11 protein-coding genes are annotated in these 13691 nt (G+C 33.9%); 5 read left to right on the plus strand and 6 right to left on the minus strand.

What is annotated here, in order from left to right:
* Complete coding sequence (locus ACGK9U_RS06745) at window positions 1-1329, minus strand: hydroxymethylglutaryl-CoA reductase, degradative (RefSeq protein ID WP_394465606.1); 1329 nt, start codon at window positions 1327-1329, stop codon at window positions 1-3.
* 216 nt (window positions 1330-1545) lie between these two features.
* Between ACGK9U_RS06745 and ACGK9U_RS06750 the strand changes: the two genes are divergently transcribed.
* The 3 genes from ACGK9U_RS06750 (at window position 1546) to ACGK9U_RS06760 (ending at window position 5366) form a co-directional block, all read left to right on the plus strand.
* Complete coding sequence (locus tag ACGK9U_RS06750; protein ID WP_394465607.1) at window positions 1546-2952, plus strand: peptide MFS transporter; 1407 nt, start codon at window positions 1546-1548, stop codon at window positions 2950-2952.
* Window positions 2953-2962: 10 nt separating this feature from the next.
* The gene (locus ACGK9U_RS06755) at window positions 2963-4729 is read left to right on the plus strand and encodes a peptide MFS transporter (RefSeq protein ID WP_394465608.1); all 1767 of its coding nucleotides are present in this window, start codon (window positions 2963-2965) and stop codon (window positions 4727-4729) included.
* 88 nt (window positions 4730-4817) lie between these two features.
* Entirely contained in the window at window positions 4818-5366 is a 549-nt protein-coding gene (locus ACGK9U_RS06760; RefSeq protein ID WP_394465609.1) for a thioredoxin family protein, read from the plus strand.
* 5 nt (window positions 5367-5371) lie between these two features.
* Here the strand turns inward: ACGK9U_RS06760 and ACGK9U_RS06765 are convergent, their stop codons facing one another.
* The 5 genes from ACGK9U_RS06765 to surE are packed head-to-tail and all read right to left on the minus strand — an operon-like array spanning window position 5372 to window position 10226.
* Complete coding sequence (locus ACGK9U_RS06765; protein ID WP_394465610.1) at window positions 5372-7411, minus strand: ComEC/Rec2 family competence protein; 2040 nt, start codon at window positions 7409-7411, stop codon at window positions 5372-5374.
* A gap of 25 nt (window positions 7412-7436) precedes the next feature.
* Window positions 7437-8012 (minus strand): C40 family peptidase, encoded by a 576-nt coding sequence (locus tag ACGK9U_RS06770; protein ID WP_394465611.1) that lies wholly within the window; start codon window positions 8010-8012, stop codon window positions 7437-7439.
* Window positions 8012-9127 carry a lipid-A-disaccharide synthase gene (lpxB, locus tag ACGK9U_RS06775; protein ID WP_394465612.1) on the minus strand — a complete coding sequence of 372 codons (1116 nt, stop codon included), beginning with the start codon at window positions 9125-9127 and terminating at the stop codon, window positions 8012-8014. The genes ACGK9U_RS06770 and lpxB overlap by 1 nt, the downstream gene beginning before the upstream one ends.
* Window positions 9128-9409, minus strand: coding sequence for a hypothetical protein (locus tag ACGK9U_RS06780; RefSeq protein ID WP_394465613.1), 282 nt, complete (start codon window positions 9407-9409; stop codon window positions 9128-9130).
* Between the two features lie 43 nt (window positions 9410-9452).
* Window positions 9453-10226, minus strand: a complete 774-nt coding sequence (gene surE, locus ACGK9U_RS06785; protein ID WP_394465614.1) for a 5'/3'-nucleotidase SurE — start codon at window positions 10224-10226, stop codon at window positions 9453-9455.
* Window positions 10227-10400: 174 nt separating this feature from the next.
* Between surE and ACGK9U_RS06790 the strand changes: the two genes are divergently transcribed.
* Complete coding sequence (locus ACGK9U_RS06790; protein ID WP_394465852.1) at window positions 10401-12542, plus strand: carboxy terminal-processing peptidase; 2142 nt, start codon at window positions 10401-10403, stop codon at window positions 12540-12542.
* 8 nt (window positions 12543-12550) lie between these two features.
* Window positions 12551-13645: an ABC transporter permease gene (locus ACGK9U_RS06795; RefSeq protein WP_394465615.1), complete on the plus strand. Its 1095-nt coding sequence runs from the start codon at window positions 12551-12553 to the stop codon at window positions 13643-13645.
* Window positions 13646-13691 lie beyond the last annotated feature (46 nt).

Consider the following 13691-nt stretch of genomic DNA (forward strand, 5'->3'; position numbering starts at 1 on the left):
TCAATCGTTCTTCTTAAATCGTAAATCTTTAATAGCCTCAACCACCGCACTATGGGTTACCACATTCGTTTTAAAATACTCAGTTAAGGTTTGCTTTTCAGCATCGGTAGCTTCAAATTGGTTTAAAATATTCATCAAGTGCATTTTCATATGTCCTTGTTGAATTCCTGTTGTAGTTAACGAACGTAATGCTGCAAAGTTTTGTGCTAAACCAGCAACGGCAACAATTTGCATCAATTCTTTAGCGGTTGGGTGGTGTAATAACTCCAATGATAATTTTACCAATGGATGCAGGCCTGTTAAACCTCCAATGGTTCCAAGCGCCAATGGTATTTCCATCCAAAAAGTAAAAATGCCATCTTCAATTTTGGCATGCGATAAACTACTGTATTTACCATTTCTAGAAGCATAGGCATGTACGCCGGCTTCAACCGCTCTAAAGTCGTTGCCGGTGGCTAAAACAACAGCATCAATACCGTTCATAATACCTTTATTGTGTGTTACAGCACGGTATGGTTCTACTTCAGCAATATTTACAGCCTGTACAAATTTAGTAGCAAATTCTTCAGCTGAAATGTTTTTGTCTTCATTCAAATCTTCAACCTTGCAGCTTACTTCGGCTCGCACCAAACAGTTGGGAACATAGTTAGAGAGTATGCTCATAACAATTTGAATGTTTTTTTCTTCTTCAGAAAACCCATCAAAATTTAACGCTTCAGTTTTAAACGTTTTAGCAAATTGTTCTAAACAGGAGTTTATAAAATTTGCGCCCATAGCATCGAGAGTTTCAAACGATGCATGTAATTGGTAGTAACCTTTTATATCTTGTGTTTTATCACGTAGTTCAATGTCTAAGATGCCGCCACCACGTTTTTCCATGTTTTTTGTAATGGGTTTCGCTTCTTCAATAAGTTGGGATTTGATGTAATTGAAATAATTTTTGAGTGTTTCAGGATTCCCGTAGTACATAAAGTGTACTTGCCCTATTTTATTGGTAGAAATTACCTGGGTTTTGAATCCGCCTCTATCCATCCAAAACTTGGCTGCTTTACTGGCTGCAGCAACTACGGAGCTTTCTTCAATAGCCATTGGTATGGTGTACAATTTTTCATTTATTAAAAAATTAGGAGCCACACCCAACGGTAAATAGTAGTTGGTAATGGTATTTTCAATAAACTCGTCATGTAATTGTTGAAGTTTTTCGTTGGAGTTCCAGTATTGTTTTAAAATACTTTTGGTTTCTTCGGCATTAGAAAAATAGGTTTCCACCATCCAATCGATTTTTTTAGATTTTGATAGTTTAGAAAAGCCAGAAATAGATGCGCACATTAATTGAAGTTTAAATATGATGCAAAGATACTACATCCTTTTTTTATTCGAATGAAGAGATATTTAATTGTTAATATTTGGGGTTTTTTAAAGAATTTTTAGTAAACTTGAAAACTTTTAACAAAACCGCAACGATTGATTGGAATAAGCAAGATTATTTTAATGTTTTAAAATTTTAATCAGTCTGTTTTATTAATTCTAGTTTAAAATAAATTTATGGCAGTTAATACCTTAAAACCTCATCAAAAAGAATTATTTGGACATCCAGTAGGACTATACGTTTTGTTTTTTACAGAAATGTGGGAACGTTTTTCATATTATGGAATGCGGGCAATTTTAGTATTGTATTTAGTCGCTCAAACTAAAGCAGAAAATGCCGGATTAGGATGGACTAATGGAGAGGCTTTGTCACTTTATGGAACTTATACCATGTTGGTATACGTAATGTCCATTCCTGGAGGTTGGATAGCCGATAAATTTTTAGGTCAAAAAAAATCAGTACTCTATGGAGGTTTGCTTTTGGTAGCAGGGCATAGTATTCTGGCAGTAGAGCAAATGTGGGCATTTTATACTGGTTTGGGTTTAATAATAGCAGGAGTTGGTATGCTGAAACCTAATATTTCTACTATGGTTGGAGGATTGTACAAACAAGGTGATATTAGAAGAGACAAAGGGTTTACTATTTTTTATATAGGAATTAATATTGGTGCTTTTTTATCAAGTTTAATTGTTGGAACGGTTGGAGAAGTTTATGGGTGGCATTATGGCTTTGGTTTAGCTGGTATTGGTATGGCTTTGGGGCTAATTCAGTATATGGCAGGTCAGAAATATTTAAGTAATGTTGGAAACTTTTTAGGTGCTTCTACAAATGAAAACGAAAAAGAAGCTATGAAAAAGCCTCTAACCAAGATTGAAATAGACCGAGTAGTTGTTTTGTTCATATCATTTTTATTGGTGATTGTATTTTGGGGAGCCTTTGAGCAAGCAGGAGGATTAATGAATATTTATGCATCTGAAAAAACCAATAGAATGCTATCTTTCTCTTTACCTTTTATTGGAAATGAAATTCCAGCTTCATGGTTTCAATCGTTAAACGCCATGTTTATTATTTTCCTTGGAACGTCTGTAGCGTTGTTTTGGGCTAGAAGAAAGTTAAATGGAAAAGTTTCTACGTCTTTATTTAAAATGATCATCGGATTGATAATTATGGGTACAGGTTTTTTCTTCATGACTGCAGCAGCAGGACAGTATGAAACTAATGGATCTTCAGCAATGTATTGGCTAGTTTTAGCATATTTGTTTCATACTGTTGGTGAATTATGCATTTCACCAGTGGCTTTATCATATATAACAAAGCTAGCACCAGTTAAATATGCTTCCCTTATGATGGGTGTATATTTTGCCATGACTGGATTTGGTAATAAATTAGCTGGATTATTAGGTGAATCTGCTGAAGGGTTAGGTGAATATACTGTGTTCACCGGAATTGCTATTTTTTGCGTAGCTTTTGGACTACTTGTTATGTTGTTTCGTAGAAAACTAGAAAAACTAACTCATGGGGCAGAAGATGACGAGCATGTTATTGATGAAGAGATCGAAGGTTTTGAATTAACCAAAAATTAAATTATAAAATATGAGTGAAAATTCAACCGACCAGTTTTTTAAAGACAAAGTTTTAGGTCACCCAGCGGGATTATTTGTATTGTTTTTTACCGAAATGTGGGAGCGTTTTTCATACTACGGTATGCGTGCCATATTGGTGATATTTTTAACAGGTTCACTTTTAGGGGATAATCCTGGATGGGAATGGAGTTCATCAGCGGCATTATCTCTTTTAGGTACTTATGCTATGTTGGTCTATCTAACGCCTTTATTGGGTGGATGGTTAGCTGATAATAAAATTGGTTACAGAATGGCGGTGGTTATTGGTGCTTTGCTTATGACTATAGGGCATGCCTCTATGGCTGTTGAAACACCTACTTTTTTATACATTGGTATTGCATTCTTAATTATTGGCAACGGTTTTTTTAAGCCAAATATGACTTCCATTATTTCTAAAATGTATGAAGGGCATGATGAAAAAAAAGATGGCGCATACAATATTTTTTATATGGGCGTGAATGCTGGGGCATTTATAGGTATCATGCTTTGTGGATGGGTTGGTGAGAAAATAGGTTGGAGTTTCGGTTTTGGTTTAGCTGGTATTTTCATGCTTTTAGGAATGCTTCAATTTTATTTTGCTCAGCCATTGTTTGGTAATCTGGGTAATAAACCAGTAAAAATTAAAAAAGAATTAGAAGATAATGATAATTTAAACGTTGACATTAAAACTGTTAAGCTAAATCATTTTTCCTTATTGGATTATTTGTTAATTGGTGTATTTACAACATCAGCCATAGTTTTTATAATTAATGATCCGCTTAGTAAAATTGGGAATATTCAAACATTTAATTTTACAGTTGCCGGATTAAGTGATTCTTTGTTTTTTGCACTTTTGGCAGCTATTTCGTTTGTTTTGCTTTTAATAATAAGGATTCCAAGATATGTAGCCATTGAGCGAGATAGAATGATTGCTTTTTCAATTTTTTCAATTTTCACAATCTTTTTCTGGGCAGCTTTTGAACAGGCAGCGGGTTCTCTACCAATTTACACTAGAGATTTTACTAATAGAATTTTAGAGGGGCATGCAGCAACCACGTTTAAAATAGTTGATTTGATTGTAACAGTAGTGCCTCTTGGTGTAATTACTTATGTTTTGTGGAGTTTATTCAGAAAGACTTTTAATAGAATTGGATTGTCCAATATTATTTTGGGCTTCAGTTTTATTATTGTTTGGGTAATTGTTTTATACAAGGTGTATATTGAATTTCAATCCACAGAAACAGAGGTTCCAATTACATGGTTTGCTATTTTAAATTCATTGTTTATTATCATATTTGCTCCGTTATTTACAAAGTGGTGGGATAGTAAGTACAATCCACCTGCGTCTGTGAAATATTTTCTGGGACTGTTGCTTTTAGGACTTGGTTTTGGGTTTTTAGCTTTTGGGGCAAAAGATGTAGCTGCAGGTGCCCAAACAGCAAGTTTAAGTATGGCGTGGTTAGTGTTTGCATATTTATTTCATACACTAGGCGAAATGTGCTTATCTCCCATGGGATTGTCTTATTTAAGCAAATTAATCCCTGCACGTATGATTGCTTTTATGTTTGGGGTTTATTATTTGGCAATAGCTATAGGTAATAAGCTTGCTCATTATGTGGGTGGCGATATTGAAAAGATTACTGATGAGTATGGTCTTTCTTTTTTCTTTTTGATTTTTACACTAATACCAATAGGGTTAGGGCTTATATCGTTAATATTACATCCTTTACTTAAAAAACTCATGCACGGGGTTCGTTAATCGAAAAAATAGTTAAAAAATATTCAAAGTGCGCCGTTTTTGGCGCATTTTTTGTAAGTTAGATATTAGTTTTACAACAAAGTGAATTATGAAGAGAATTTTATACGTATTGGTTTTTGCTGTTTTAACCTCGATAAGCAGTGTAGCACAGGAAATAAATTGGGTAAGTCTTGAAAAAGCTTTAGAACTTCAAAAGAAAACGCCTAAAAAAATAATGATGGATGTTTACACCAGCTGGTGTGGGCCTTGTAAAATGTTAGACAAAAACACGTTTCAAAATGCCGATGTTGTAAAATATGTAAATGCTAATTATTACGCGGTTAAGTTTAATGCAGAAGGAAACGATAATATTAGCTATAAAGGAAAAACGTTTTCAAACCCAGATTATAAACCTGAATTGTCTAACAGACGTAATTCTTCGCACGAGTTGTCTCGTTATTTACAAATTCAAGCATTTCCAACCATCGTTTTTATGGATGAAAAAGGGGACGTTATTGCGCCTATAAGAGGTTACCAAGCGCCACCACAATTAGAGCTTTATTTAAAAATGTTTAAAGCAGACGAGCATAAAAACTTAGATACCCAAGAAAAATTTAACACCTATTATTCCGCTTTTAAACCTGAATTTAAAGGTTGATAAAATCAATATTCAATAATAAAAGCTCCTTTTTTACTGGTTTGGTGAAAAGGGAGCTTTCTTTTTTTACAGATGCTTTCCCAATGTGCTATATATGATTTGTAATTACTTCCATCGGCAATAATGTACATTGGGTTTATGGAATCTATAAGTCGGTTCAAATTAATTTTAGGCGATTGTCTTAATAAAATATAATCAGGTTGAAACGATTTTATATTGTAGATTCCCAAACTGTCAATTACCAATAACTTTTTTTTATTGAAAAAATAAACCGATTCAAACGTATCTTGTTCAACGGTTTTTATATGATTTCCAACGATATAATCTTTAATAATGTTGTTTTTAGATTTTGTAACACTATCCAAATCTGAAATTATGGTAATTTTATTATTGGTTGAATTTCCTAAAAGGGAATATCTGCTTTTATGAAACACAATAAACTCATTTTTGGGTCTTTCATATGTGGTGAAAATAAGTGCACATTGTCCAATTATAATAGCAATCAATAAAAATCTTAAAGCCATAAAGGTTCGTTTTATATAAAATTGAACTAAAGCAAAAACGACTATGTATGAAACCAAAACATATAAAATATTAAAAGGAATGTCTTTAAATAGAAATGATTCTTGTTTTGAAATCCAGCTTACAAATCCATTCATTAAGCCAATAACATGTCCGTAGCTAGTTGCTAAAAATTGAGGCAATGAATTTAAAACAGCTAGAAGTATAATGCAGATGCCTGCACCTAAAATGTATCCTAGAAGTGGTATGATAACCAAATTTGAAAGGAAGAATAAACTGGGAAATTGATGAAAATAATATAAGCTTAGGGGTATAATGCCAAATTGAGCCGAAACAGTAACAGTAAATGTGTGCCAAAGTTTATCTGTAAGCCAATATTTAGTTTTCCATAGCTTATATAATAGAGGGTCAATGGCTACAATTGCAAATACAGCTAAATAGCTTAATTGAAACCCTACATCGAACAAAAACATGGGTTTAAATAAAAGAATAATGAATGCAGAGATAGCTAGCGTGTTATAAATATTTGTTGGGCGGTTTAAATTTTTAGCAATAGCCACTATACTGAACATGGTTACAGCTCTTGTTACTGAAGCAGAAAGTCCAGCAATAATGGCAAAACACCATAAGATGCTTACTAGTATAATAGCATTAAATAATTTTCCGTGTTTAACGTGGGTAACTGGTTTGAAAATAAATTCTAAAATCAGTAAAATAAGTCCAATATGCAATCCCGAAATGGCTAAAATGTGTATCGCACCTGCGTTGGTGTAACTGGTGTAGACTTCTTCGCTAATGTCTTGGCGTTGTCCCAATAAAAGGGCATTAATAATAGCCAATTCATCAGGTTTGAAGTTATAGTGTTTTAGTTTTTCGTTAATGTGGTTTCGAATACTATTGGCAATTCCAAAAAGGGTGGAATTTCTAGTGTTTGCTTTGAAAAGTGATGCTTCAGATGTAAATATTTGGTGGTAAATATATTTCTTCTCTAAATAGGATTTATAATTGAATTGATGTGGGTTTAAAGGGTTGGTCAAATCTTTAAATTCAGTTTTGGTGATGTAAATAGCATCCACTTTTAACGGTTTGGTTGCATCGTCTTTTTCAATATTTAATAATGATTTTCCACTTATCTTATTATTGTCAACGTCCAATAAATCGATAATATACTTGTCATAATAATTACCGGGTTTCAAAACTTCCCGTATTCTAAAAGTGATGGTTTTTAAAGAATCTTTTTCTTTTGAAATTTGATGCGTGTAATGATTGGAGTAATTTTTTTCATTGTGAAGATTCGTTATAAGAATTCCTATTAAAGTCATGGCTGTAAAACTGAAAGTTCCAAACCAAATGGTTTTAAGAAATTGCTTTCTTGCAACTATATAAAAAATAGAAAGCATCACTAAACTTATACCTGTAAGTTGTAAACTTAATGCTAAGGAAATATCTAATAAATAACCAGTTGCAATACCTGTAATAAGGCAAACCGTTAGTTTTATTATGGAAAAATTGAGTAGCTTCATAACTACTCGTAATATACGAAATATCTTATAATATTCTACGAGCTTCTACAAAAGCTGAATCCCAGTATTTTTCCGATAGTCTAGAGGTAATAACACCCAAACTCGTGGTAGAATGAATAAATTCAATATCGCCATTTTCGCTAGTTACTACAAGTCCAACGTGGCTAATATCGTTTCTTCTGTTCATGGTTTTAAAAAAAAGTAAATCGCCTTCTTGGATATTTTTCAAAGAAATTTTATCACCTTGTTTAGCCATGTCTCTGGAGATTCTTGGGAGAATGACTCCAAAAGCTCTAAACGATTCAAATACCAAACCGGAACAATCCATTCCATCTCTTGTAGCTCCGCCAAATTTATATTTCACACCTTTAAACTGTTTTGCGTAATCTACTATATTATAGGCTTTGTTGCTGCTGTTAAAAGCATTTTCTTTTTCAGGAGTAATATCGAAATCGTTGGATTTAATGGTTTCATTAGAGCTAATAACCACTTGAGGTTGTTTGGTAGCATTCTGTTTTTTAACTACAATTCCTTTTGAAGATTTGCAGTTGCCTAAACAGAAACCAACTAATAATAAAACACTAATTTTCTTCAACAACATCAATTCGCTTTTATAGATTTATAAATTAATTTGGCTGTTTTTTCGCTTGCACCTCTGCCGCCTAAGGCTTTTTCTAATTCGTAATAATTTAGGAAGATTTTAGAACGCTCTTTTTCATCTAAAATTATTTCAAGCTCTTTTTTTAATCGTTTTTTGTTGAAATCGTTCTGGATAAGTTCGGTAACAACTTCTTTGTCCATAATTAAATTTACCAACGAAATAAATTTTAAGGTTACAATACGTTTTGCAATTTGGTATGAAATGGAGCTTCCCTTATAGCAAACCACTTGCGGTACTTTGAATAAAGCGGTTTCTAAAGTTGCAGTGCCTGATGTTACTAAAGCAGCGTAGGAAACACTCAATAAATCGTACGTTTGATTGGATATGAATTTGACATTGCTCGATTTTATAAAAGTCTCGTAAAAACTATAATTATGACTGGGAGCACCTGCAATTACAAATTGGTAATCGGGAAAATCATTCACTAAACTAAGCATTACAGAAAGCATGTTTTTAATTTCTTGTTTCCGGCTACCGGGCAATAAGGCAATAATGGGTTTGTCGGTTAGTTCGTTTTCCGCTCTAAATTTATAAACATCAACTTGGTTTCTGTTAGCAATAGCATCAATTAGAGGATGCCCAACAAAGGTAACCTTGTAATCGTGTTTTTTGTAAAAGGCTTCCACAAAAGGCAATATCACGAACATCGCATCAATATCTCGCTTTATGTCTTTTACCCTGCCGGCCCTGGATGCCCACACTTGTGGAGAAATATAATAATTGGTTTTAAAACCTTCTTGTTTTGCCCATTTCGCTATGCGTAAATTAAAACCGGAGTTGTCAATAAAAATAATAACATCGGGTTTAAATGCTTGAATGTCACTTTTGCAAAAGGAAATATCTTTAAGAATAGCAGATAGGTTCATGATGACTTCAATAAACCCCATAAACGCACGTTCCTTATAGTGCTTTACTAGAGTGCCGCCAACCGCTTGCATGAGGTCGCCACCCCAAAACCTAAAATCAGCATATACATCTTCATTTTGTAATGCTTTCATTAGGTTCGAACCATGTAAATCGCCCGATGCTTCTCCCGCTATAATGTAGTATTTCATTTAGAAGAGTTTAAATACAAATGTAAAAACCGCAATAAAAATAGTTATTAATAAAACACCCCTAGCGCGGTAATCTTGTCGTTTCCTTATAAAAACAAAAAAGGCAACTAAATTTAGAATGGCACCCAAACTGATGAGTTTTCCTAAAAAACCTTCATTGGCTGCGGCCTTTATTACCGTTGTGAAATCTTCACCTTGCCCTAAGAGTAGTGCGGTTAAAATTAGACCTATGCCATTTGCAATTAAACCAACAAGTATACCTATAAAAATATCTTTTTTCATGTAAGCTGAATTAACTTGTACTAAACCTATCTAAGTACTTTAATTATTTTAAATCCCAAGTGTTTAAATTCTGAATAAAATGATGCGCCGTTAAATCGAACTGAATTGGTACTACCGAAATATAGCCGTTTTCCAAAGCCCATTCATCGGTGTCTTCACCACCATCTAAATTTACAAATTTCCCAGTAAGCCAATAGTAATCGCGACCTTGTGGGGTTTTACGTTTGTCAAATTCTTCTACCCAATTCGCTTTGGCTTGCCTGCAAACTTTAATCCCTTTTATGTCTTTCTTTGAAATATTAGGAATGTTCACATTTAACACAATGCCATTTGGTAAACCCTGTTTTAAAACATTTTCAACAATGGTTTTTACAAAGCTTTTTGTGTCTTCAAAATTAGCACTCCACGCATAATCCAATAACGAAAAACCAATGGCAGGAATGCCTTCAATACCCGCTTCAATAGCAGCACTCATGGTACCGGAATATATCACGTTTATAGACGAATTGGAGCCATGGTTAATCCCAGATACACAAATATCCGGTTTTCGGGTAAGTTTTTCTCTAATGGCTAATTTTACACAATCGGCAGGTGTGCCAGAGCAACTGTATTCGGTTTGTGGGCCTCCATCTATAGAAACTTGCTCAACATACAAAGTGGAATCTATGGTTATGGCATGTCCCATACCACTTTGCGGGCTATCGGGTGCCATCACCACCACTTCGCCTATAGTATTCATTATGGAAATTAAGGTTCTGATTCCCGGTGCGTTAATGCCATCGTCGTTGGTAACTAATATAAGTGGTTTTTTTGTCATTTCTTACTTAAAAATGTATCGCTAAAATACATAAATTCCTTAGGAAATGGATTATTTCTTTAGTTTAACAAAAAATTAGTAGCGATTGCCCGTATTGGCATGGTTTTTTCTTTATTTTAGTAAAAAAATGTTGGACTTCAAGAGTCATAGAATATTAACCGAATGAAAAAAATTATGAGAAGGAATTATAAGGTTCTATTATTATCGTTATTGCTAGCTTTCGCATCGTGTAGTTTTACAACCAAAAAATTTGATAATCCAGATAAAGACAAATTACTCATTCAAGTAATTACGTTTGTATTAGAGCAAGGACATTTTGATCCACTTGTTTTAGATGATACGTTTTCTGCAGAATTATTTGAAGATTATTTAGAAATCATTGATCCTGTAAAACGTTATTTCTATGAGTCTGATTATAAAGATTTTGAAAAATACAAATTAACAATAGATGACCAGTTAAAAGCTACCGATATTACATTTTTTAATGTAGTACACGAACGCATGTTAAAACGTATCGAAGAAGCTAAAGAAATTTATAGAGAAGTTTTATCAACACCTTTTGATTATTCTACAGATGAAAGTTTCAATACTGATTACGAAAACACAGGTTTTGTGAAAAACAGAAAAGAGTTAAAAGAACGTTGGAGACAACAACTTAAGTTTTCAACCCTTTCTAACTATGATGACTTAAAGGCACAAGAGGAGTTAGCTAAAAAGAACGATCCGTCTTATGTAATGAAAACAGAACAAGAGATTGAAAAAGAAGCGCGTCAATCAACACTGAAATCTATAGATGTTTATTTTAATGATAATATTGATGATTTAGAACGCGAAGATTGGTTTTCAATTTACGTGAACACGATTGTTGAAGAGTTCGATCCACACACTTACTATTTGGCACCTAAAAACAAAGAAGATTTTGACCAGCGTATGTCGGGTAAATTAGAAGGTATTGGAGCTCGTTTGCAAAAAAGAATGGACCATATTAAAATTGTAGAGCTTATTTCAGGTGGGCCTGCTTGGAGAAGTAGAGAGCTTGAGGTAGAAGATATTATTTTGAAAGTTAAACAAGAAGACGAAGCATTTCCGGTGAATATTGTTGGAATGCGTATTAACGATGCCATTAAATATATAAAAGGGCCAAAAGGCACTAAAGTTATCTTAACGATAAAAAAAGTTGATGGTACGATTAGAGATGTAACCATTACAAGAGATGTGGTTGAGTTGGAAGAAACCTATGCCAAATCATTAGTGGTTAAAAAAGATAATATGACTTTTGGTGTGATTGATTTACCCTCTTTTTATGTCGATTTTAAAGATTACAAAAACGTAAACGCAGCGAAAGATGTAAAAGCAGAAATTGAGCGTTTAAAAGAAGAAGGTATTCAAGGTTTGGTGTTGGATTTGCGTAATAACGGCGGTGGTTCTTTGCCGACTGTAGTAGATATGGCAGGATTGTTTATTAAAGAAGGACCTATTGTGCAAGTGCGTTCTACAGGAGAAGCTAAAGAAGTGTTAAGAGATAGAGATAAGTCAATTTCATGGGATGGACCGTTGGTTATTTTGGTAAATGAAATATCGGCATCGGCATCAGAAATCATGGCTGCTGCTATGCAAGATTACAAACGAGCCATTATTATTGGAGGGAAACAAACCTACGGAAAAGGTACGGTTCAAAACGTTATCAACCTTAATAATATGCTTAGAAATAATACCAGTGGCGATTTAGGTGCGTTGGCACTAACAACCCAAAAGTATTATAGAATTAATGGAGGGTCGGTACAATTAGAAGGTGTAAAAAGTGATGTAAATGTGCCAGGTCGTTTCAGTTTTATTGAAGTTGGCGAAAAAGACAAAGAAAACCCATTACCTTGGGATGAAATTGATGCTGCCGATTATACCCCATGGGAAAGCTATTTTGATTATGACACCACCATTAAGAAAAGTAAAGAACGCATGAGCAATAATAATCAATTAAAGCTTATTGAGGAAAATGCAAAATGGGTAAAAAGTAAAATAGATGAAACCGTTGTATCTTTAAATTATGACAAATATAAAGCTGGGTTGAAATTGAATGAAGAAGAAGCAAAACGATTTGATGCACTTACAGATTACAAAACCAATTTAACGTTCGATTCTACAAAATACGAAAAAGCTCTTTTTGAAAAAGATACCACCGATTTAAAAGAAAAGCGTCAAAGATGGCACGAAACTTTAAGTCATGATATATATGTTGAAGAAGCAATAAATGTATTAGAAGACTTGAAAATGTCGTATCCCGTTAAAAAAGTTGCTGCTACATCGGTTAAAAAATAGGTTTGTACATGAGGCATAAATCAAACTCATTAAAACAGTTAGCGCTCCAAAAATTTAGAAAGAATTTTTGGGGCGTTTTTAGTTTTTATTTTATCATATTTATAGGCTTGGTTTCGGTTTTTGCGTACGCATTTGCACCCGATAGTTCACAATATGCCAACCAAATGCATTTGGCGATTCACTCAAAAAAGCCAGGGTTTAAAGTTACCATGCTTACCATTCCTTCACAACTAAAAACCAATCAAAGTGGTTTTGATAAATTGTTTTTTGGTGATAAAAATGCCGATAACGAAATCCCTATTTCGGAGTATAAAGCTGAGAACGGGGTGTTAACTTATAAAGAATACGCATCGGATGGGTTGGAAGGTGTTGAAAAGACCATGAATGTAAGTGAGTTTCCAAACAATTCGGTAGATCCTTATATTAAGGAGAAAACCTTTCTTTTTGGTACCGATAAATATGGGCGCGATTTGTTAAGCCGAGTTTTGGTAGGTGCAAGAATCTCATTTTTTATAGGTTTTGTGGCGGTATTTATATCGTTGGTAGTTGGCATTTTTATGGGAAGTATCGCCGGCTATTTTGGGGGTAAAGTAGATGCTCTTATTATGTGGGTAATTAACGTAACCTGGTCTATACCAACATTATTATTAGTTATAGCTATTACTTTAGCATTAGGAAAAGGTTTTTTGCAAGTATTTATTGCGGTAGGTTTAACCATGTGGGTTGAAGTGGCTAGAGTGGTGCGTGGTCAAATAATCAGTGCCAAAGAAATGCAATACGTTACAGCAGCCAGAGCTTTGGGTTTTAATGATTATAGAATTATTACCAAACATATTTTGCCCAATATTATGGCACCTGTTATTGTAATTTCGGCAGCCAATTTTGCCGCCGCTATTTTAATTGAAAGCGGACTTAGTTTCTTGGGTATCGGTGCACAACCACCTATGGCAAGTTGGGGTGCTATGATAAAAGACCACTACAATTATATCATTCTTGGGAAACCTTACCTAGCCATTATCCCCGGGCTTTGTATTATGAGTTTGGTCATGGCGTTTATGCTTATTGGTAATGCGTTGCGTGATGCTTTGGATGTGAAGGGGTGATTTTTGGGAGTTTTTGTTTAACTTTAATAATATGAAATTGTTTTAA

The sequence above is a fragment of the Mariniflexile sp. HNIBRBA6329 genome (genome assembly GCF_043558645.1).
Classification (GTDB): Bacteria; Bacteroidota; Bacteroidia; order Flavobacteriales; family Flavobacteriaceae; genus Mariniflexile.